Source organism: Pseudomonas frederiksbergensis, assembly GCF_003732665.1.
GTDB classification, from domain to species: Bacteria; Pseudomonadota; Gammaproteobacteria; order Pseudomonadales; family Pseudomonadaceae; genus Aquipseudomonas; species Aquipseudomonas frederiksbergensis_G.
Window position 1 is genome coordinate 134849 of sequence record NZ_MOBP01000021.1, and the last position, 22316, is coordinate 157164.

A 22316-nucleotide genomic window follows, 5' to 3' on the forward strand; every position below is an offset into this window, starting at 1 on the left:
CCCGCTCCCACATTTTTTTTGAGCATCAACAGATTTGCGTTTCTTCCTCCGAGAACAGCAACGCGATGCTGTAGATCGCCTTCGTCTGCCGCGCTGTTCGCCCTCTCGAACGCCGCCGCCAACCTGAAGAAAATTTCATTTTTCGCGGGACCAATCTTTTCCCGATTCGACGTCCAATGGATCAACACCATCCACTTTCGGATGCGGCCTGAGGAGTTGTCATGAACGCTGTGCGCCCCCTGATCAAGTTGCGGCATTGGTTGCTCGTCCCCCTGGCGCTGGCCGCGCTGGCGAGCACGCCGGCGTTCGCCCAGCCCGAGATCATCATTCGCCAGGCGCCGCCACCCGTGCGCATGGAACCGGTGCCCATGGCCCGTCCCGGCTATGCCTGGGACAACGGCCACTGGCGCTGGGACGGTCGCGGTTATGTCTGGGAGCCCGGTCATTGGCAGCGCATGCACCACGGCGGACGCTGGATGCCGGGGCATTGGGAAGCACGTGGGCCGAACTGGTACTGGATCGAAGGTCGCTGGGTGCGCTGAGCCGCCGACCGCTAGACGCTGAATCACCCGTCCGCCATTCAGGCGCGGCGCGTATGGATCAAGGAACCTGCTCATGTCCCGAATCTTCAAGACCACCCTGATTGCCAGCCTCATGGCGATCACCCTGTCCGGCTGCATCATCGAACCGGCCCGACCGCACCGACCGCCACCGCGAGTGGAAATGGTCCCGGTGATGCCGGCACCGGGTTATCACTGGGTGGCCGGGCAGTATCGTTGGGCTCACAACGAATGGGTGTGGGTGCCGGGGCATTGGAAAGGGTATTGAGTAGAGGCTGAAGGCCCTTTCGCGAGCAGGCTCGCTCCCACAAAGGATTTGTGAGTGCCACAGAATCAATGTGGGAGCGGGCTTGCTCGCGAAGAGGGCATGTCAGTCACTGTAGAAGTTGCCTGATACGCCGCCTTCGCGAGCAAGCCCGCTCCCACAGGGGTTCGGTGGTGTGCGTGAATTTCAGGTGCAACACCCATCCAGTGTGGGAGCGAGCCTGCTCGCGAAGGCGGACTGACGTTCACCGCAGAAATCGAAGCCTGCCCGCCCACCCATCATTTCTCTCGATCATTTACATCACGAATGCGAATTTTTCATTTGCCCCCGACCTGTTCAGGATGGCACCACCTAAAACAGCTCGGACGACTTCCTCATGAATTTCAATCTGGCGATTGCCTGTCTTATCGTGGTGTCCTTCGCCATTGCGCTGGGTCACGCCTGAAGCGCTATTTCGCCGACCCGTCATGGGGTTTGTAGAACGTGAACAAGCCGATCTGGGCGGTCTTGATGTATTCACGGGCCCAATCCGGCTTGACCGTCTTGTCATGGAAATACATCGCGCCGTGGGTGCGATCCGGTAGTTGCTTGTTCAGCGCCTTGCGCGCGATTTCCTTGGCCAGCGCGTAAGGGACATCTTCCTGAGCCGTGTCCGGCTTGCCATCGCACCACCAGGAAAACTGGCAGGCATGTTTTTCCGAGCCCTGCTTGACGATCCCGCACACCGTATCCGGAAAACCCTCGTGCCCGAGGCGATTCATCACTACGTTGGCCACCGCTTCCATGTCGGCGGAGTCCTTGCCCTTGGCTTCCCAGTAAATACTGCGGGCCAGGCAGGTGATGGCTTCGTCCAGCGGCGCGGTGCCGGCCGGGTCTACCGCCTGGACTTCCGACTGGGTGATGGTCTCGCCCTTTTTCGGTGCCGGGGCCGCGCTGCCCTTGTCGGCGGCTTTCTCTTCCAGCACCTGGGCCTTATCCACGGCCACTTCTTTTTTCTGTTCCTGATCGTCAGCGAAAACCTGGCCTGCAACCAGGGTGATAGCAAGGCAGGCGGCTATCCACGGGAAACGCATGATGGGCGGCTCTGTAGGACGTCGACGAGCGACTTCGCTACAGTGTAGCCGGCAAATCGTTCCAATAGGCCGACGGCAAACCGCAAAAAGCCGCTGCCCTTAACGGGAAGAAATCGCGCATCATGGGCGCAGTCCGTTCAAGGGGGATTTTCATGCGCGTTCTGTCATCCGTTTTGTCTGTAACCGGGTTGTCGCTGGGCCTGTTCTTTGCCACCACGGCCATGGCCACCGACGAGACGCAACTGGTTCAGTCGATCAATAGCTATCGCAGCCAGGTGCAGCGTTGTGGCGGCCAGGTGTCGTCGGAGCTGCCGCCGCTGGCCGCCGATCCGCGCCTGATCTTGCCCGCCAGTGGCTTCATCGACCTGCAACAAGCCATGGCGCAGGCGAAATATCCGATGGTCAATGTGCAGGCGATCACCCTGTCCGGGCCGCGTGATGCAACGTCGGCCATGAAGGCGGTGCAGGAAAGCTTTTGCCAGGTTGTGCTGAACCCGCAATTCATTGATGTCGGGGTCAGTCACTCAGGCTCGGAATGGCGCATCGTACTCGCCCGTCCGCTCCTGAGCGCACGTCTGGGCGATGCGGCCGCCGAGGGGCAGAAACTGCTGGAACTGCTCAACGCCGCCCGCGCCCAACCGCGCCAATGCGGCGGCCAACCGTTCGCCGCCACCACGCCGCTGGCCTGGAACGCCACGCTGGGCGCCGCTGCCGAAACCCACAGCCGCGACATGGCCAACAACAACTACTTCGATCACAAGGGCCGCGACGGCAGCACCCCCGGCGACCGCGCGGAACTGGGCGGCTACATCGCCCAGCAGATCGGCGAAAACATCGCCGCCGGGCAAGACACCCCGCGCAAAGTGGTCGATGGCTGGCTCGGCAGCCCCGGGCATTGCGCCAATTTGATGAACCCGCAATTCCGCGAATTGGGCGCGGCCTATGCGGTCGATCCGAAAAGTGATGGCGGAATCTACTGGACGGCGATGTTCGGCACCCAGTAACCGCCCGCCACATTCCCCCTGTAGGAGCAAAGCTTGCTCGCGATAGCGATCTGTCAGTCACAGCCATACTGGATGTGCCGTCGCGTTCGCGAGCAAGCTTTGCTCCTACAGCGATAGCGATCTGTCAGTCACAGCCGTACTGGATGTGCCGTCGCCTTCGCGAGCAAGCTTTGCTCCTACAGCGATGGCGGTATATCCGTCACATCATTGCTGGATGTGCCGCCGACTACCCGAATCGGCGCTTCACCGCTACTGTTAGCAGCTCGCAGTCGTTGAAAAAGGCTCACCTCTTGCGCGACGCACTCGCAAAACCCCAACCCATCCCCCTGCGCGAAGCCTTCCTGTTCTGGCTCAAGCTCGGCTTGATCAGTTTCGGCGGCCCGGCCGGGCAGATTTCGATCATGCATCAGGAACTCGTCGAGCGGCGGCGCTGGATTTCCGAGCGACGGTTTCTGCATGCGCTCAACTATTGCATGCTGCTGCCCGGCCCGGAGGCGCAACAATTGGCGACCTACATCGGCTGGCTGATGCACCGCACCTGGGGCGGCGTGATGGCCGGCGGGCTGTTTGTGTTGCCGTCGCTGTTTATCCTGATCGGGTTGTCGTGGCTGTACATCGCGTTCGGGGATGTGCCGGTGGTGGCGGGCGTGTTTTATGGAATCAAGCCTGCGATCACCGCGATTGTGCTGCAGGCCGCCCATCGCATCGGCTCCCGGGCGCTGAAGAACAACTGGCTGTGGGGCATCGCGGCGGCGTCGTTCGTTGCCATCTTCGCCTTCAATGTGCCGTTTCCGTTGATTGTGTTGGGCGCGGCGCTCATCGGCTATGTCGGCGGACGCCTGGCCCCGGGCAAGTTCAGCCATGGCGGCCACCGCGCGGCGCAAACTTCCTATGGCCCGGCGCTGATCGATGACGACACCCCGACACCCGAACATGCGCGTTTCAGCGCAATAAAATTGCTGCGCCTGGCCGTCATCGGCGCGGTGTTATGGCTGGTGCCGATGGGTCTGCTCACCCTGCTGTTCGGCTGGGACGGCACCTTGACCCAGATGGGCTGGTTCTTCACCAAAGCCGCGCTGCTGACCTTCGGCGGTGCCTACGCCGTGCTGCCCTACGTGTATCAGGGCGCGGTCGGGCACTACGGCTGGCTGACGCCGACGCAAATGATCGATGGCCTGGCGCTGGGCGAAACCACCCCAGGGCCGCTGATCATGGTGGTGGCCTTCGTCGCATTTGTCGGTGCTTATGTGCAGCAGGTGTTCGGCGCCGACCACGTGTTTTTCGCCGGCGCCCTCGCCGCCACGCTGGTGACCTGGTTCACTTTCCTGCCTTCGTTCCTGTTCATCCTCGCCGGCGGGCCGCTGGTGGAGTCGACCCACAACGAACTGAAATTCACCGCACCCCTGACCGCGATCACGGCCGCCGTGGTCGGGGTGATTCTCAACCTCGCGTGCTTCTTCGGTTACCACGTGCTCTGGCCGAGCGGCTTCAGCGGCCACCTCGACTGGCCTTCGGCGCTGCTGGCGCTGGCGGCGGCGATTGCCTTGTTTCGCTTCAAGCGCGGGGTGATTGAAGTACTGATCGGCTGCGCCCTGATCGGGTTGGCCGTGCATCTGTTGCGCTGACCGTTACAGCGCGGTGTCTTGCTGCACCACGTCGATCCCCAGCCGCTGGTAATCCTCGACATTGCCCGAGGCCAGATACCGCTCGGTGATCAGCGTCTGGATGCGTCGGCACGGCGCCACGACGAACGGCTCCACCGCACCCAGTTTGTCCGCCGTGGAAACCGCCACCACATGGGCCGCGCTGTCGAGCATTGCCTGCTTCACCGGCACTTCATCGAAGTGCAACGAGCTGATGCCGACGTCGGGATGAATCGCACAGACGCCGGTGAACAGCAGATCCGCCTTGATCCCCTGGAACAGTCGCAGCGTCTCATGCCCGCTGGCCGACATCGTTGCCGGATTCAGTTGACCACCGGCCAGGATCACCTTGATGCCTTTGAACTCGGCCAGGGTGATCGCGATCATCGGCGAAGCGGTGACAGCGGTGATAACAATGTCCGCAGGCAACGACCGGGCAATCTGCAACGTGGTGGAGCCCGAATCGAAAATCACAATCTGGCCGTTCTTCACGTACCGCGCCGCGAGTTGCGCCAAGTGGGATTTCACCTCATCGGTTTCGCTGACCCGAGTGAAGAAATCCTTGCCCGTGTCCTTGGGCCGCGGCAACGCCCCACCGTGCACCCGCTGGACCAGGCCAGCAGTGTCCAGCTCTGCCAAGTCGCGGCGGATGGTGTCTTCGGAGACGGAGAAATGCTGGCTCAACTCGGACGCCATGACCTTGCCGTCACGTTCGAGGATCAAGAGGATTTTTTGCCGGCGCAGGGAAGGAAGCTCGATGGCGGTATGCATGATTTTGCCTGATCTTGCGGGTTTGTGCGAGATTAGCCAAAGCCCTGCATAAATACAATCCAGTGGCCTAATGCCGATAGCTAAGCCCGCCACCGGTTACTCGTCACAGCTACAACTCTACTGACCCTTTTCAAACCGCCCTCTTAGTTGTTCGCCACCCGTGCCACATTGCCCGAGGTCACCAGCGCCTTCAGCGACGCATCGAACTGTTTCAGGGCATTCACCTGCAACTCGGTTTGTTGGTCAATCTGCGCCGCAATCTCCGGCGCGGCTTTACCGTGCACCCACACCGATGGCATTTGCTGTTCGCGGGCGCCTTCGGCCTGACCGATGTATTGCAGGTTCGCGTCGTAGAACTTGGCGAGGAAACGCGCTTCCACCTGATTGTTGCGCTTGCTCACGAGGCGGTTGTAGGTGTCGAGCATCACCACCACGTCGGGCTTGGCTTGCACCAGGGCGTCGAGGTTGTCGTAGACGGTGACCGAGGCGAATTGTTTCTGCAACGACCCCATCAGCCAGTTGATCGCCAGGGTCGGATCGGAGCTTTTGATGAAGGCGTTGCTGATGCGCGGATCGAGGGCGGCATTCTTGCTGCCGTTGACCGCGACGGTGTGGTAGCTCTCAAGGTATTGCAGGGTGTTGACGGTGTTTTCGCTGTAAAGCACGCCCACCGATTGGGAATGTTGCAGGTTGGCGCTGCTGTCCCCCATCGGCAGGAAGTGGCAGGCCTGTGGGTCGGCGGCGAAGGCCGGGGTGGTGGCGGCGAAAGCGCCGGTCAGTACGGCGACAAGGGCGAAAGCAGTTGAAATTCTCATCGCGCAGGTTCCTTCAGAAGCGAGATCGGTATGACGCTATCCTCCTCCGATGCTGGAAAAACAGAACTCGCATTTTTTGATGATCACTATCGATTGAACGAATGGTCGACTGAGTCCAGGCACTCAAACAGCACTGACGCCGTCACCTTGTGGGAGCGAGCCTGCTCGCGAACGCGGATTAACATTCAATAAAGATGTCGACTGACCCAATGCCTTCGCGAGCAAGCCCGCTCCCACAGAATTTGCGCGCTAGCGGGTGATCGGCGTTCCGATTTCCACCACCCCGCCGTTCAAGCGCACCGGCCACACCCGCAAGCACTGCTGCGGATACTCCAGGCAACGCCCATCCTCCAGGCGAAAATGCTGTTTGTAGATCGGCGACGCCACCACCAGATCGCCCTTGATGCTTCCAATCAATCCACGGCCGATGACATTCGCCCCGGATTGCGGGTCGTGGTTGTCGATGGCAAACAGGGTCTGCCCCTCGGCGTCCGGCAGGTAGAACAGCGCTACTTGTGCGCCGTCGAGCCAGACGACCACGCCTGAGTTGCTGACCAAATCCTGTTGCGCGCAAACACTTTGCCAGGCTTCGGTATTGTCCAGAACGGCAATCCGCTGGGTGTTGGATGGACTCATCAGGCAATCTCCTCGGTGACCGGGATCAGGTTGAGTTCGGCGGCCATGATCGGACGCCGCTGGCCGCGTTCCTGGACGAAATGGATGTCCGGGTCCGGGCGTTTGTCGTTGACGAAGGTGCGGAAGCGCTTGAGTTTTTCCGGGTCCTTGAGGGCGTTGGCCCATTCACACTCATAGCGATCGACCACCAGTTGCATCTGCGCTTCGAGTTCGGCGCCGAGGCCGAGGCTGTCGTCGATGATCACCGCTTTGAGGAACTCCAGACCGCCCTCCAGGCTTTCGCGCCACACCGAGGTGCGCTGCAATTTGTCGGCGGTGCGGATGTAGAACATCAGGAAGCGGTCGATGTAGCGGATCAGGGTTTCGTCATCGAGGTCGGTGGCGAACAGTTCGGCGTGGCGCGGACGCATGCCGCCATTGCCGGAGATGTAGAGGTTCCAGCCCTTCTCGGTGGCGATTACGCCGACGTCCTTGCTCTGCGCCTCGGCGCATTCGCGGGTGCAGCCGGACACGGCGAATTTAAGTTTGTGCGGCGAGCGCAGGCCTTTGTAGCGGTCCTCGATCAGCAGGGCCATTTTCACGCTGTCCTGCACGCCATAACGGCACCAGGTGCTGCCGACGCAAGACTTCACCGTGCGCGTGGATTTGCCGTAAGCGTGGCCGGTTTCGAATCCGGCTTCGATCAGTTCGCTCCAGATGTCCGGTAGTTCGTGCAACTGCGCGCCGAACAGGTCGATGCGCTGGCCGCCGGTGATTTTGGTGTAGAGCTCGTATTTCTTCGCCACCACGCCAATTGCGATCAGCTTGTCAGCGGTGATCTCGCCACCGGGAATGCGCGGCACCACGGAATAGGTGCCGTTTTTCTGCATGTTGGCCATGAAGGTGTCGTTGGTGTCCTGCAACGGCACCAGCGAGGCGTCCATAATCGGCTGGTTCCAGCACGAGGCGAGGATCGAGCCCACCGCCGGTTTGCACACGTCGCAACCGGTGTGGCCGCGTCCGTGTCTGGCCAGCAATTCTTCGAAGGTGACCACCCCTTCCACCCGCACCAGCGCATAGAGTTCCTGGCGGGTATAGGCGAAGTGTTCGCACAGGCTTTTGTCGACACTGACGCCACGGGCGATCAACTCATGTTCGAAAACCTGCTTGAGCAACCCGGCGCAACCACCGCAACCGGTGCAGGCCTTGGTTTGGGATTTGAGCAGGCCGAGGTCGGTGCAGCCGCCGTCGATGGCCGAGCAGATCGCGCCTTTGGTGACGTTGTGGCACGAGCACAGGGTAGCGGTTTCGGGTAATGCGCCGGGGCCGAGGGTCGGTGCGCCTTCTGTGGTTGGCAGGATCAGGCTGGCCGGTTCCGCCGGCAAGGCAATTGCGTTCTGCATGTATTGCAACAGCGTGTCGTAATAGCTGTTGTCGCCGACCAGCACCGCCCCCAAGACGTACTTGCCGCTGGCGTCCACCACCAGACGCCGGTAGCTGGCGGTCGCTTCGTCGATGAATTGGTAGCTGCGGGCGCCCGGCGTCTGGCCGTGGGCGTCGCCGATGGAGCCGACATCGACACCGAGTAATTTGAGCTTGGTCGACATGTCCGCGCCCATAAATGGCTCAGCGTCTTGTTGGCACAACTGCGCCGCGACATTTCGGGCCATCTGGTAGCCCGGCGCGACCAGGCCAAACACGCTGCCGTTCCACGCCGCGCACTCGCCGATGGCGTAGATGTTCGGGTCGTCGGTCAGGCATTGGTCGTTGATCACCACGCCGCCACGGGGACCAATGTCCAGGGCACATTGGCGCGCCAGCGAGTCCTGGGCGCGGATACCGGCGGAGAACACGATCAAGTCGGTTTCGAGAAACTCATCGTTGGCGAAATTCATCCGGTAGCGGTAATCCTGCCCCACGCTGATCGACTGCGTAGCCCGGGACAGGTGCACGCCAACGCCCAGGCGTTCAATTTGCGTCTTCAGCGCCAGGCCACCGAAGTCGTCCAGTTGCACTGGCATCAGCCGTGGGGCGAACTCGACGACATGCGCTTCCAGGCCCAGGCTTTTCAGGGCGTTGGCCGCTTCCAGACCGAGCAAGCCCCCGCCCACCACCACGCCGCGCCGGGCATTCCCCGCCGCTGCACGAATGGCATCAAGGTCTTCCAGCGTGCGATACACCAGCCGCGAATCACCCTCGGCGCCTTCAATCGGCGGCACAAACGGATAAGAGCCGGTGGCCAAGACCAATTTGTCATAGGCAACGCAACCTTGGGCCGTAATGACTTCGCGTCGAACACGGTCGATTTCCAGCACCGGCACGCCCAAGTGCAACGTGACGCCGGGCGTCTGGTACAGCGATGCCTCGGACAGCGCCAACGACTCGGCATCGCGGCCGGTGAAGTACTCGGACAAATGCACGCGGTCGTAGGCACGCATCGGCTCTTCGCTGAAGACATGCAGGCGATAGTGGTTCAGCGCCCCGCGCTCGATCAGTTGTTCAACGCAATGGTGTCCGACCATGCCATTGCCGATCACGATCAGGGTTGGCAGGTGGTTCAACGCGGCAACTTTGGAGTTCATAAAAAGCACCCTTCGCACGGCCAATCACGGTTCAAAAAGCAAAAAAAAACGCCTGAAACCTTACGGTTCCAGGCGTCTTTGCCTGTTCTTTTGCGGTGTTGAAACCTGGCGTCTGTGCCGGGTTCACCGATGTCGCCCACCTTGTTCGATCATCGTTGACCGGGATGGGGTTTGAGCAAGGGCTTGCAGCGTTTGTGCCAATCATCAGAAGCCACGGGCTACGGCGTTCGAGGACTGTTAACCGGTTTCAAAACGTTGAGCGTGCGCCTCCGACTGGTGCACGGCGCCATATAAAAGTGCATCCAATGCGCAGTTCCCGTCGCCCTGGGTCCGGGCAATTCCCGCTGATTATCAGCCGCGCAGGACCGAACAAGACTTCTGGCGCGTGACTTGCTAGTACCCCAATCAAAGCAGTCAACGCTGATTGCACACCTACGACGAAGGCGCCGTGTCACTCCCGTTTTTTAACGGTGGGTTGCATGGCGCTTTTTTTGTTTGCGGATCAAGGGGCGAGGATGACAAACACCAGCGTACGCAGCGTCTGTCCCTATTGTGGGGTGGGTTGCGGCATCGTCATGCAGGTCGCGGACAACCGGGTGATCAAGGTCACCGGGGACAAGACCCATCCGAGCAATTTCGGCCGGCTCTGCACCAAAGGCACCACCTGCGGCCAGGCCATCGCCGATTCAGGACGGATGGAAAACGCCTTCCTGCGCCAGGAGCGCCAGCGCGACCCGGTGCGAATCGGCATGGACCAGGCGATCAGCGAGACCGCCAGCCAACTGCGCAAAATCCTCGATCAGCACGGCCCGGATGCCTTGGCGTTCTATGTGTCCGGGCAGATGTCGCTGGAGGCTCAGTACCTGATCAACAAGTTGGCCAAGGGCTTTGTGCGCACCAACAACATCGAATCCAACTCGCGCCTGTGCATGGCCAGCGCCAGCAGTGGTTACAAGCTGTCCCTGGGTTCGGACGGGCCACCGGGCTCCTATGAGGATTTTGACCGCGCCGATTTATTCTTCGTGATTGGCGCGAACATGGCCGACTGTCACCCGATTCTGTTCCTGCGCATGATGGATCGGGTCAAGGCCGGGGCGAAGCTGATCGTGGTCGATCCCCGGCGCAGTGCCACGGCGGACAAGGCCGGTTTGTTCCTGCCCATCAAACCCGGCACCGACCTGGCCCTGCTCAATGGGCTGCTGCACCTGCTGGTGAAAAACGGCCACACCGACCCGGACTTTATCGCCGGGTTTACCGAAGGTTGGGACGTCATGCCGGGGTTTCTCGACGACTATTCACCGGCGATCGTCGCCGCAATCACCGGGCTTCCCGAGGCGGATATTCGTCAGGCTGCGCGCTGGATCGGCGAGGCCGCCGAGTGGATGAGTTGCTGGACCATGGGCCTGAATCAAAGCACCCACGGCACCTGGAACACTAACGCCTTGTGCAACCTGCACCTGGCCACCGGGGCCATTTGCCGGCCCGGCAGCGGACCGTTTTCCCTGACCGGGCAACCGAATGCCATGGGCGGGCGCGAAATGGGCTACATGGGGCCGGGCCTGCCGGGGCAGCGTTCGGTGCTGGTCGAAGAGGACCGGCAATTTATCGAGAACTTGTGGGGCATCCCCCACGACAGCCTGCCGCGCAACGTCGGCGGGGGCACCGTGGCGATGTTCGAGCAAATGCGCACCGGGCAGATAAAAGCCTGCTGGATCATCTGCACCAACCCGGTCGCCTCGGCCCCCAACCGTCAGAGCGTGATCGAAGCCCTGCAGGCCGCCGAACTGATCATCACCCAGGACGCGTACCTCGACACCGAGACCAACCGCTACGCCGACATCCTCCTGCCCGGCGCGCTGTGGGCCGAGGCCGAGGGGGTGATGATCAACTCCGAGCGCAACCTGACGCTGATGGAAAAAGCCGTGGAACCGCCCGGCGAAACCCTGCCCGACTGGCAGATCATCGCGCGGGTTGCGTGTGAAATGGGCTTCGCTGACGCGTTCACCTATGCCTCGGCATCCGAGGTGTTTGAAGAGATCAAAGGTGCGTGGAATCCCAGGACTGGTTATGACATTCGCGGCGCCAGTTATTCGCGGCTGCGGGAACAGCCGCTGCAATGGCCCTGTGCGTCAAACGAGGCATTGGATCGCAATCCGATTCGCTATCTGAACAACGGCGTCAGCCAGGATTTAAAGGTTGAAACCGATGGCAGCCGCCCCGCCATCGTCTTCCCTACCGAGCGCGGCAAGGGGATTTTCCTCCCGCGCCCACACCTGCCGCCGGCGGAAATGCCCAATGAGGATTTCCCCTTTGTGCTCAATACCGGCCGCTTGCAACACCAGTGGCACACCCTGACCAAGACCGGCAAAGTCGCGACGCTGAACACATTGAATCCGCGGCCGTTCGTTGAGATTCATCCGCAAGATGCCGCCCGCTTCGGCATCCAGGACAAGGATCAGGTCGAGGTACGTTCGCTGCGTGGCCGTGCGGTGCTACCCGCCGTGGTGACCGACCGGGTGCGCGAGGGCAACTGTTTTGCGCCCTTCCACTGGAACGATGTGTTTGGCGAGAACCTGGCAATCAACGCCGTGACCCATGATGCAGTTGACCCGATTTCGTTGCAGCCTGAGTTCAAGTTCTGTGCCGTCGCCCTGCAACGGGTCGAGTTGATCGAGCACCGGTTTTTGCCATTGGCCGCCCCTGTTGTCACTGCCCCTGAATCGGTGGCTGACGTCACTGTGTTGTGGGCCTCGCAAACCGGGAATGCAGAAGCGCTGGCCGAGCAATTTTGTTCACGATTGCGCGACGGCGGGATCAGTGTAGAGCTGAGTTCGATGGCGGATTTTGCGCCGGGCAGACTGGCGAAAACGCAGACTCTGGCGTTGATCAGCAGCACCTTCGGCGACGGCGATCCACCGGACAACGGCCAGGGTTTCTGGCACGCCCTGAGCACCGCCGACACTCGACTGGAGTCCTTGCGCTTTGCGGTGCTGGCGTTGGGGGATTCGAATTACGACCAGTTCTGTCGGCACGGCAAGCAGCTCGATCAGCGCTTTCAGGAACTGGGCGCGATGCGGCTGCTGGAACGGGTCGATTGCGATACGGAATTTGAAGAACCCGCACAGAAGTGGATGGCGCAACTGCAGCAAACCCTGGACCCGACCCGATCGGTGGCGCCCATCGTGACCGCCACTGCATCGAGCAAAGACAAAACCTATCCGTCACGGCTGCTGACCAACCGCCACCTCAATCACCGCAGCACGCACAAGGAAACCCGCATGTTTGCCCTGGGCCTGGCGGACTCCGAATTGAGCTACGAAGCAGGCGATGCCTTGGGCGTGTGGCCGCGCAACTGTCCGGAACTGGTCGCTGAACTGCTCGACCTGACGCGCCTGCACGCCGACACGACGGTAAACGTTGCCAGACTCGGTGAAGTCCCGCTGCACCAGGCACTCACCGAACACTATGAAATCGCCCGCCCTACCCCCGACACCCTGGCGTTCATCGCCGAACGCAGCCGCGCCCCCGCGCTGAAACAACTGCTGGGCAGCGAGCGCAAGGCCGAATTGAAAGACTGGTTATGGGGCCGGCAACTGGCGGATGTACTGCACGCGTTCCCGATCGACTGCGCAGCGGATGAGTTGCTCGGCACACTCAAACGCCTGCAACCACGGCTGTATTCCATTTCATCGAGCGCCAAGGCGCATCCACGGGAAGTTCATCTCACCGTGGCCGCCGTGCGCTACGGCAAGCGCAAGGGTGTGTCCTCGACTTTCCTCGCCGACCGCGTGGCGGATGGCGACGTTCCGGTGTTCGTCCAGCCGTCGAAGCACTTTCGCACGCCCGCCGATGGCGACGTGCCGATGATCATGATCGGCCCCGGCACAGGGGTGGCGCCCTTCCGCGCCTTCCTGCAAGAACGTCGGGCGCGGGGCGACCAGGGCCGCAACTGGTTGTTCTTCGGCGAACAGCACGCGGCGACGGATTTCTACTATCGGGAGGAACTGGAAGGGATGCAGCACGATCGCTTGCTGACGCAACTGAGCCTGGCCTTTTCTCGCGACCAGTCGCAGAAGATCTATGTGCAGGATCGCATCCGCGAACAAGGCGCCGAGTTGTGGCGCTGGCTACAGGACGGTGCGCAGGTCTACATCTGCGGGGATGCCAGTCGCATGGCCAAAGATGTCGACCAGGCGTTGCGCGAGGTGGCGCAACAACACGGTGGGCTCAGCCAGGACGGCGCTGTTGCTTACTGGCGGCAACTGAGCGAGCAGAAACGTTACTTGCGGGATGTGTATTGATAGCCGTGCCGCCGGCAAGCCTCGCGCCTGCAAGGGATCTGCGGCACGCAAAAAATCATCGACCAACACCAACCCCTGTAGGAGCAAGGCTTGCCCGCGAAGAGGCCGGCACAGCCAACATCAATGTCGCCTGACACACCGCCTTCGCGAGCAAGCCTCGCTCCTACGGGGGATCAGCGGCGGGCACGAAATCATCGATCAACACTAATTCCTGTAGGAGCAAGGCTTGCCCGCGAAGAGGCCGGCACAGCCAGCATCAATGTCGCCTGACACTCCGCCTTCGCGGGCAAGCCTCGCTCCTACAAGGGATTTGCGGTGGGTACAAAGTCATCGAGCAACACCGAACCCTGTAGGAGCGAGGCTTGCCCGCGAAGAGGCCCGCACGTCCAGCATCGATGTAGGCAGGCACTCCGCCTTCGCGGGCAAGCCTCGCTCCTACAAGGGATCAGCGGCGGGCACAACATCATCGACCAACACTAATTCCTGTGGGAGCGGGCTTGCCCGCGAAGAGGCTGGCACAGCCAACATCGATGTCGCCTGACACTCCGCCTTCGCGGGCGAGCCCGCTCCCACAAGGGATCAGCGGCGTGCACGAAATCATCGACCGGAGCTGATTTATGACCGGAGAACGCCAATCGCCCGCCGATACTTCTCAACCCGTTCCAAGTCTTCCCATGACGGCTGGGCAATTCGCGACAGGTCGCTGTTTTCTTCCAGGTCCGCCAGTTTGACTACCCGCCCGATCGGGTTCAGTGCCGCGCGTTCGACGAATGCTTCATAGGATTCGCCCGGCACTTTGGTCACCGATTCAATCGCCTCCAGCACGGCTTCGCTGAAGCCTTCCTGGCGCAGGGATTCGAGGCTGATGCCGGTGTCTTCGACCACGTCGTGCAGCACGGCGACGATCCGTTGTTCCAGAGTGGTCACCCGCAGCATGACTTTCAGCGGATGCAGGATGTAAGGCGCGCCGCCCTTGTCGACCTGCCCCTCGTGGGCGGCTGCGGCGATTGCAATGGCACGTTCCAGTGTCTGGCTCATCTTGGTTCTCCTTGGATTCGACGCCGATAGCCTAAAGCTTGTACGTCACATAGCGCCCGCGCCCGGTTTTCTTGGCTTGGTACATCACGCGGTCGGCGGCCAGCAATAGGGTATCGGCGGAGCTCTGCCCGTCGCCCAGGGCGATGCCAATCGACACACCAACGATGCACACCGTGCCGGAAATGAAAAACGGCGCGCTCAGGGCCTCGATGCATTGGGTCGCCACGCGGCTGAGGGTCTGTTCGGCATCGGCTCCCAGGTCGCTCAGCAGGACCACGAACTCATCGCCACCGATGCGCGCCAGGGTGTCGCTCTCGCGCACCACCGCAGCAAACCGCCGGGCCACCTGACGCAACACCTCATCCCCGGCCTCGTGGCCCAGGGTGTCGTTGATGTGTTTGAAACCGTCGAGGTCCATGAACAGCAAGCCGACCTGGGTGTCCGTGCGTCGTGCCAGGGACAAGACCTGCCGCAGTCGGCCCGAGAGATGATGGCGGTTGCACAGGCCGGTCAGGGTGTCGTGATGAGCGATCTTTTTCAGTTCGTCCTGTTTGTCATTCAACTTGAGCAGCAGGCGATTGAACGCCGAAATCAAATGCCCGACTTCATCATGACGCACCACCGCCAGCGGCGCGTGGGGCAGTTCATCGCGGGTCATGCGATCAGCCTGCTCGGCGGCACGGAATAGATGACGGAAGACAAAATACAAGCCGATGGAGGCGAATGTGGCGAAAAACAGGATCGAAAACACCGCGCCCTTCATCAGGAAATGCTGGGTCCGCGTCACCGTGGCAAACGCTTCGCTGGCCGGTAAGCGCGCGACGATAAACCAGTTGGCGCTTTGTACAGCCGCGATTGCGGCGACTTCCTCGACGCCATTGGAATTGACCGTCAGCCCCGTGCCGCGAAACCCCGCCACCGCCCGGTCATGCAGCGCGTTGACGCCAGGCGCCGACGTTGGCTTGAGTTGCACATCACGGCTGGCAGACTCGATAAACACTCGACTGTCCGGAAACACCAGCAGGAAATCCCCCGTGGCATTCCCCACGCGACTTTGCAGCAGCGAATCCAGCAGCCCTGTCGTACCGAGTACGCTGACGCCAACCAGCACCGCCTGGACTTCGCCGGCGGCGTTCTTGATGGGCGCGGACATCGGCAGGATCGGCGCTTGGGTTTTCTTGTCCATCACCGGTTGGCCGATCAACGAACGCCCGGCCAGACCCGCCTTGATGTAATCACGCTCGGCGTAATCGGTAGTGGCCGAGTCCGGGTAGTTCGCGACCAGACGCCCTTGGGTGTTCACAATGAATAAATCCGCCGTGAACATCGTTTGGTAGTCGTAATGCTCTTTCAGCCATGCTTGCAGACGCTGCGGTTGCCCCAGGAGTTCGACCGGCACGACGTCCGCCAGGTGATCGAGCATCAACTGGCGCTGGACAAGCTTGTAGTCGATATCCCGGGCGACATAGGTGGCCAGGGTCAGTTGCTGGCCTTCCACCACGGCGCTCAAGTCTTCGCGCAGGAAGTTGGTCAACACGTAATAACGCACCACGGCGCCAAAAATGACCATGCACAGCGCCAATAACAGCAGTCGAGTGACGATGCTGTTAGCGATCCGGGTGAGTCGCGGGGGCGTGTGATGATGTTTTGGCATCATCGAAGTGTATCCGAATATGATTGGGTTTTTTGCAATACTCCAAGCGCGGTGCATGATGGCTAAAATCGTCGAGGCATCAGCCTGATCATGCCCGACGTTTACAAAACAACAAAAAACAGGAGTTACAAATGTCTGAACTGAACCTGCATCCCAAAGCGGCAGCATCCTTGAACCTGTGGCACGCCATGATCCGCACCGGCAACCTGCAAGGCTTGCCCGAATTGCTCGACCCACAAGCCGTGTTCCGCTCACCGATGGCGCACACGCCATATCCGGGCGCGGCGGTGGTGTCGATGATCCTCAACACCGTGTTCGAGGTGTTTGAAAACTTTGAATACCATCGCGAGCTGGCGACAGCGGACGGGTTGAATGTGGTTCTGGAGTTCAGTGCCAACGTCGCAGGGAAGGCGTTGAAGGGCATCGATATGATCCGGTTCGATGAGCAGGGGAAAATCGTTGAATTTGAAGTGATGGTTCGTCCGCTCAGTGGCTTGCAGGCGTTGGGGGCGGAAATGGGCAGTCGGCTGGGTGCTTATCTGGCGGCCAGCAAGGCCTGACAGGTTTTACACAAGCGGCGCAATCCCTGTGGGAGCGGGCTTGCTCGCGAAAGCGTTGTGTCAGGCAACATCAATGCTGAATGACACACCGCTTTCGCGAGCAAGCCCGCTCCCACACTAGTGAGTGTTGCCTTTAGGTCAATTGTGCCGCGACGGCCGCCTTATCGATCACTGACCAGACATCACAAACCTTCCCGTCCTTGAACTCATAAAACACGTTCTCGCTAAACACCACCCGTCGCCCATTCACCGGCAAATCGAACAACTCTCCCACCGGTGTGCAATCGAAGCACAACCGGGCGGCGATATGCGGAGGGTCGGCGATGAGCCGGTCGATGACGAAGCGCAGGTCAGGGATCTGGCGAAAATCCCGTTCCAGCATCGCCCGATAGCCGGACAACCCGATTCGCTCACCGTTGTAGTGCACGTTTTCATCGACCGATTGCCCCAGGTTTGCCCAGTCCTGGCGGTTGAGGCAGTCGATGTAGGCGCTATAGGTGTCGCTGAGTGTTTGTTTATTCATGGCTCAATCTCTCCCTTTCAGCCGCTTATAACCAGCGCCAATCGCTCTGCATCCGTTATTTATGCTCAGTTCCCAGCTTAATAATATTTTACCGATACCAGGGTGAACCCTAGTCTTGACCCCAAGAGATGGCAGGCCATAACCGACCTGACTCCCACTTCGAAGGGTAGAGAGATGACCACTGAAAAAATAAAAACAGACACGCTGATCGTCGGCGCCGGTCAGGCAGGCGTGGCCATGAGTGAACACTTGAGCAAACTCGGGGTGCCGCATCTGGTGCTGGAGCGCAATCGGATCGCCGAACGCTGGCGCACCGGGCGTTGGGATTCGTTGGTGGCCAATGGTCCGGCCTGGCACGATCGTTTTCCTGGCATGGAGTTTGACGACCTCAGCCCCGACGGCTTCGCCCCGAAAGAGCGGGTAGCCGATTATTTCGAAGCCTACGCCAAAAAATTCAACGCCCCGGTGCGTACCGGCGTGGACGTGTTGAAGGTTGAGCGCAATGTCGGTCGCCCCGGTTTCACCATCCAGACCTCCGAAGGTGTGATCGAAGCCAACCGCGTGGTGGCGGCCACCGGGCCGTTCCAGCGCCCAGTGATCCCGCCGATTGCGCCCAAAGACGCGCCGTTCACCCAGATTCATTCCGCCGAATACCGCAATCCCCAGCAATTGCCCGAAGGCGCAGTGCTGGTGGTCGGCGCCGGTTCGTCGGGGGTGCAGATTGCCGATGAATTGCAGGACGCCGGCAAGAAGGTTTACCTCTCAGTGGGCGCCCACGACCGCCCGCCTCGCGCCTATCGCAACCGGGATTTCTGCTGGTGGCTGGGGGTGCTCGGTGAGTGGGATCAAGCGGCGATGAAACCCGGCCGCGAGCACGTGACCATCGCCGTCAGCGGTGCCCATGGCGGTCGCACTGTGGATTTCCGTGGTTTGGCCCATCGCGGCATGACCCTGGTCGGCCTGACCCAAGCGTTCAACGGCGCCGTGGCGACGTTCCAGCCGAACCTGGTGGAGAACCTGGCCCGTGGCGATGACAACTACCGGGCGCTGCTCGATGCCGCCGACGCCTACATCGAGCGCAATGGCCTGGACCTGCCGGAAGAACCTGAAGCCCGGCATACCTTCCCGGACCCGGATTGCGTGACCAATCCGATTCTTGAGCTCGATCTGGTCAAGGCCGGCGTCACCTCGATCATCTGGGCCACCGGTTTTGCCACGGATTACAGCTGGCTCAAGGTCAACGCCTTCGACGACAACGGCAAGCCGCAGCACCAGCGCGGTGTGTCGAGCGAGCCGGGGGTGTATTTCCTCGGTTTGCCCTGGCAGTCACGCCGCGGTTCGTCGTTTATCTGGGGCGTGTGGCATGACGCCAAGTACGTGGCCGACCACATCGCGATCCAGCGTTCATACCTCGATTACCGCGATGCCGAGCAGCGCGCCGCCGACACCGCCCCGGCCGCCCATAAAACCATCGTCAGCGCTTAATTCTTTTTTTCAGGAGCTTCACATGGCCACGCCAACCCATACCCGTATTCGCATGTTCAACACCAAGGAAACCTACCCGAACCAGAGCCTGGACAATGACCTGTGCCAAGCCGTGCGCGCTGGCAACACGGTGTATGTTCGCGGCCAGGTCGGCACCGATTTCGAGGGCAACCTGATCGGCCTCGGCGACCCGCGCGCCCAGGCCGAACAAGCCATGCGCAACGTCAAGCAGTTGCTGGAAGAAGCCGGCAGCGACCTGAGCCACATTGTAAAAACCACCACCTACCTGATCGACCCGCGTTATCGCGAGCCGGTGTATCAGGAAGTCGGCAAGTGGCTCAAAGGCGTGTTCCCGATTTCCACCGGGTTGGTGGTGTCGGCGTTGGGGCAGCCGCAGTGGTTGATGGAGATTGATGTGATTGCGGTGATTCCAGAGTAAGGAATTAGACCGAGGCGCGGCCTTCGCGGGCAAGCCTCGCTCCTACATTTGGAATGCGTCCCCCTGTAGGAGCGAGGCTTGCCCGCGAAGGCGCCCGCTCAGGCAACACTTTCCTCCAAGGCCAGACAAGGAGCAAAACCCATGACCTTCTCCATCACCGCCCGCTGCCCCGACACCGGTCAGTTCGGCATCGCCATCAGTTCTTCCAGCATCGCCGTCGGCGCCCGTTGCCCGTGGCTGTTGCCCGGCGTCGGCGCGGTTTCCACGCAAAACATCACCCTGCCGTCCCTCGGCCCGGAGACCCTCGCCCTGATGGAGCAAGGTGTCGCACCGGCGGAGGCCCTGGACAAGGTGCTGACCCGCAACGGCTACAGCCAATACCGGCAGATCACCGCGATTGACCACCTCGGCCGCACCGCGCATTTCAGCGGCGCACAAACCCTCGGCATTCACAACGCGGTGTCCGGCGAGCAGTGTGTGGCCGCCGGCAACATGCTGGCGGATCAGTCGGTAATCGAGGCCATGGTCCGCGCTTTCGAACAGGGCGAAGGGCAACTGGCGGATCGCTTGCTGGCGGCGATGCAAGCCGCCATCGTGGCGGGTGGTGAAGCCGGGCCGGTGCATTCGGCGGCGTTGGTGGTGGTCGGCGAGCTGACCTGGCCCATCGTCAACCTGCGGGTAGATTGGGCCGATGAAGACCCGATCGGCCACCTTGGCAAACTGTGGGACGCCTATCGCCCGCAACTCCAGGACTACATCGATCGCGCCCTCGCCCCTGACCGCTCCCCTGGCTACGGCGTTGCCGGAGATGACCGATGAACAGCAGTCGCGAGTTGCTTGAAGCCCTGGTGGCATTCGACACCACCAGCCGTGAATCCAACCTGCACTTGATCGAGTTCGTTCGCGGCTACCTCGCCGGCTTCGAGGTGCCGTGCGAACTGGTCTACAACGACGAACGCAGCAAGGCCAATCTCTTCGCCACGTTCGGCCCGGCAGACGTGCCGGGCATCGTGCTGTCGGGGCACACCGATGTGGTGCCGGTCGATGGCCAACCGTGGACCGTCGCGCCTTTCGCACTCAGTGAGCGCGACGGCAAGCTCTACGGGCGCGGCACGGCGGACATGAAAGGCTACATCGCCTGCGTGCTCGCCCTGGTGCCGTCGCTGGTGAAGGCTTCGCTCAAGCGGCCGGTGCATATCGCGCTGTCCTACGACGAAGAAGTCGGCTGCCTCGGCGTGCGCTCGCTGCTCAAAGTGCTGGCGCAGCGCCCGGTCAAACCGATGCTGTGCATCATCGGCGAGCCCACCGAACTCAAACCGGTACTCGGCCACAAGGGCAAACTGGCGATGCGTTGCGACGTTCACGGTGAAGCCTGCCATTCGGCGTACGCGCCGCTGGGGGTCAATGCGATTGAATACGCCGCTGAACTGATTGGTGAACTGGGGCGGATTGGCCAACGACTCAAGGCACCCGAGCTTCACGATGCCCGGTTCGATCCGCCGTTCAGCACGGTGCAAACCGGGGTGATTTCTGGCGGTAAGGCGTTGAACATCGTGCCCGCCGATTGCCGTTTCGACTTTGAGATCCGCGCCCTGCCCTCCCACGATCCGAGCGAGGTGGCGCAGGAGCTGAAGACCTACGCCGAGCAGCAGGTCTTGCCGCGTATGCGTGCCGTGAGTGAGCAGAGCGATATTCGCTTCAGCGAGTTGTCGGCCTATCCCGGTTTGGTGACCGATGCCCGCAGCGAAGCCGCTGAATTGATCGCTGCATTTTCCGGCTCACGTGAGTTCGGGACGGTGGCGTTTGGCACCGAGGGCGGGCTGTTTGACGCGGTGGGCATTGCGACGGTGGTGTGCGGGCCGGGCAGCATGGATCAGGGGCACAAGCCGGACGAGTTTGTCAGCGTCGAGCAATTGAACGGCTGCGACGCCATGCTGCAACGGATGTTGGCTTCGATCAGTTAAGTCGCAGGCCCGACGCTCAGGTGTACAGTCGGGCCAGTTCTTCCTGGCAGTAATCCACGAACAACTGCACCGGTTTGGTCAGTTGCGAGCGTCTGAGCCACGCCGCCGATAACCCCGAGCCCGTCACCGTTTCCGCCAGTGGAATGCACACCAGTTGCTGCCCGTCGTAGGTGTACGGCGAAAACGGTTTGGTCACCAGAATCGAAAAGCCAAAACCGCGCCCGACCATGCCCCGCACCATCTCGATGGACGGCGAGCTGAAGACGATGTGCGGGGTCAGGCCGCGCTCTTCGAAAATGCTGACGAAGTAGGTGCGACTCGGCACCACGTCGAGCAGAATCATCGGCTCCAGCACCAGGTCATCCAGCGACACTTTCGCCTGCTGCGCGAAGCGATGACCCGCCGGCAGCAAGGCGTAGGGCTGCTGCGGCGGCATCAGCGGGACGGTTTCAATCGTGCTGTCCAGGTCGTGTTCGAACAGCATGGCCAGGTCAATGCTGCCGGCGGTCAGCGCCTGCACCAATTCCTGCTGCTCGCCATCGCGAATGCGGATTTCCACCCCGGGCCAGCGCTCCTTGAAACCGGCGATCAAACGCGGCAGGTACAGCGGCGCCACGGTTTCAAAGCAGCCGATATCGATCTGCCCCGCCACCACGTCATTGTCCGCCAGGGCGTTCTGCTCAAACTCGTGGGCCACCCGCAGCAGCTCCAACGCTTTGCGGTAAAACCGCGAGCCACTGGGCGTCAGGGAAACACCCTGGGCGTGATGGCGGATAAACAACTGCACGCCGAAACTTTCTTCCAGGTGCTTGATGGCGGTCGACACCGACGGCTGGGCGATATAGAGCTTGCGCGAAGCCTCCGCCACGCTGCCGCACTCGGCGGTGGTGACGAAATAGCGCAGCTGTCGCAGGTTGTAAGCGGCCATGCAGATCTCCAGAAAAACACACCACACCCATATCCTGTAGGAGCAAGGCTTGCCCGCGATAGCGATCTCACGGACGCCATCGCGGGCAAGCCTTGC

General features: G+C 61.3%; 19 protein-coding genes. 10 read left to right on the top strand and 9 right to left on the bottom strand.

The window, feature by feature from the left end; genetic code table 11:
- Positions 1-221 precede the first annotated feature (221 nt).
- Both BK665_RS27435 and BK665_RS27440 read left to right on the top strand, forming a co-directional pair.
- Positions 222-542, top strand: a complete 321-nt coding sequence (locus BK665_RS27435; protein ID WP_123409657.1) for a YXWGXW repeat-containing protein — start codon at positions 222-224, stop codon at positions 540-542.
- Positions 543-615: 73 nt separating this feature from the next.
- A complete protein-coding gene (locus tag BK665_RS27440; RefSeq protein WP_123409658.1) occupies positions 616-828 on the top strand; it encodes a YXWGXW repeat-containing protein in 213 nt (70 codons plus the stop codon).
- A 446-nt stretch (positions 829-1274) separates the two neighbouring features.
- Here the strand turns inward: BK665_RS27440 and BK665_RS27445 are convergent, their stop codons facing one another.
- Positions 1275-1898, bottom strand: a complete 624-nt coding sequence (locus BK665_RS27445; protein WP_123409659.1) for a cell wall hydrolase — start codon at positions 1896-1898, stop codon at positions 1275-1277.
- A 152-nt stretch (positions 1899-2050) separates the two neighbouring features.
- Here BK665_RS27445 and BK665_RS27450 point away from each other — a divergent pair, with 152 nt between their 5' ends.
- On the top strand, positions 2051-2902 hold the full coding sequence (locus BK665_RS27450; RefSeq protein ID WP_123409660.1) for a CAP domain-containing protein: 852 nt from the start codon (positions 2051-2053) through the stop codon (positions 2900-2902).
- A 290-nt stretch (positions 2903-3192) separates the two neighbouring features.
- Entirely contained in the window at positions 3193-4527 is a 1335-nt protein-coding gene (gene chrA, locus BK665_RS27455) for a chromate efflux transporter (RefSeq protein ID WP_259699664.1), read from the top strand.
- A gap of 3 nt (positions 4528-4530) precedes the next feature.
- Here chrA and BK665_RS27460 read toward each other — a convergent pair whose 3' ends face one another.
- The 4 genes from BK665_RS27460 to nirB form a co-directional block, all read right to left on the bottom strand.
- The gene (locus tag BK665_RS27460; protein WP_123409662.1) at positions 4531-5316 is read right to left on the bottom strand and encodes a DeoR/GlpR family DNA-binding transcription regulator; all 786 of its coding nucleotides are present in this window, start codon (positions 5314-5316) and stop codon (positions 4531-4533) included.
- A gap of 143 nt (positions 5317-5459) precedes the next feature.
- Complete coding sequence (locus BK665_RS27465) at positions 5460-6131, bottom strand: ATPase (protein ID WP_123409663.1); 672 nt, start codon at positions 6129-6131, stop codon at positions 5460-5462.
- Positions 6132-6380: 249 nt separating this feature from the next.
- Complete coding sequence (gene nirD, locus BK665_RS27470) at positions 6381-6767, bottom strand: nitrite reductase small subunit NirD (RefSeq protein ID WP_123409664.1); 387 nt, start codon at positions 6765-6767, stop codon at positions 6381-6383.
- Entirely contained in the window at positions 6767-9328 is a 2562-nt protein-coding gene (gene nirB, locus BK665_RS27475) for a nitrite reductase large subunit NirB (RefSeq protein ID WP_123409665.1), read from the bottom strand. The genes nirD and nirB overlap by 1 nt, the downstream gene beginning before the upstream one ends.
- Before the next feature lie 515 nt (positions 9329-9843).
- On the opposite strand from nirB, the gene BK665_RS27480 reads away from it, so the two are divergent.
- Complete coding sequence (locus tag BK665_RS27480; protein WP_123409666.1) at positions 9844-13629, top strand: bifunctional nitrate reductase/sulfite reductase flavoprotein subunit alpha; 3786 nt, start codon at positions 9844-9846, stop codon at positions 13627-13629.
- A gap of 615 nt (positions 13630-14244) precedes the next feature.
- Here BK665_RS27480 and BK665_RS27490 read toward each other — a convergent pair.
- Positions 14245-14667 carry an HD domain-containing protein gene (locus BK665_RS27490; protein ID WP_123409667.1) on the bottom strand — a complete coding sequence of 141 codons (423 nt, stop codon included), beginning with the start codon at positions 14665-14667 and terminating at the stop codon, positions 14245-14247.
- A gap of 31 nt (positions 14668-14698) precedes the next feature.
- Positions 14699-16324, bottom strand: a complete 1626-nt coding sequence (locus BK665_RS27495) for a sensor domain-containing diguanylate cyclase (RefSeq protein ID WP_259699665.1) — start codon at positions 16322-16324, stop codon at positions 14699-14701.
- Positions 16325-16452: 128 nt separating this feature from the next.
- On the opposite strand from BK665_RS27495, the gene BK665_RS27500 reads away from it, so the two are divergent.
- Entirely contained in the window at positions 16453-16881 is a 429-nt protein-coding gene (locus BK665_RS27500; RefSeq protein ID WP_123409668.1) for a nuclear transport factor 2 family protein, read from the top strand.
- 133 nt (positions 16882-17014) lie between these two features.
- On the opposite strand, the gene BK665_RS27505 is transcribed toward BK665_RS27500, so the two are convergent.
- On the bottom strand, positions 17015-17404 hold the full coding sequence (locus BK665_RS27505) for an ester cyclase (protein ID WP_123409669.1): 390 nt from the start codon (positions 17402-17404) through the stop codon (positions 17015-17017).
- A gap of 138 nt (positions 17405-17542) precedes the next feature.
- Between BK665_RS27505 and BK665_RS27510 the strand changes: the two genes are divergently transcribed.
- The 4 genes from BK665_RS27510 to argE all read left to right on the top strand — a co-directional run bounded on the left by BK665_RS27510 (position 17543) and on the right by argE (position 21292).
- Positions 17543-18889, top strand: a complete 1347-nt coding sequence (locus tag BK665_RS27510) for a flavin-containing monooxygenase (protein WP_375538953.1) — start codon at positions 17543-17545, stop codon at positions 18887-18889.
- A 22-nt stretch (positions 18890-18911) separates the two neighbouring features.
- Positions 18912-19328 carry a RidA family protein gene (locus BK665_RS27515; RefSeq protein ID WP_123409671.1) on the top strand — a complete coding sequence of 139 codons (417 nt, stop codon included), beginning with the start codon at positions 18912-18914 and terminating at the stop codon, positions 19326-19328.
- A gap of 141 nt (positions 19329-19469) precedes the next feature.
- On the top strand, positions 19470-20147 hold the full coding sequence (locus tag BK665_RS27520; protein WP_123409672.1) for a DUF1028 domain-containing protein: 678 nt from the start codon (positions 19470-19472) through the stop codon (positions 20145-20147).
- Positions 20144-21292: an acetylornithine deacetylase gene (gene argE, locus BK665_RS27525; RefSeq protein ID WP_123409673.1), complete on the top strand. Its 1149-nt coding sequence runs from the start codon at positions 20144-20146 to the stop codon at positions 21290-21292. Before BK665_RS27520 ends, argE begins: the two co-directional genes overlap by 4 nt.
- A gap of 16 nt (positions 21293-21308) precedes the next feature.
- Here argE and BK665_RS27530 read toward each other — a convergent pair whose 3' ends face one another.
- A complete protein-coding gene (locus BK665_RS27530; RefSeq protein WP_123409674.1) occupies positions 21309-22220 on the bottom strand; it encodes a LysR family transcriptional regulator in 912 nt (303 codons plus the stop codon).
- Positions 22221-22316 lie beyond the last annotated feature (96 nt).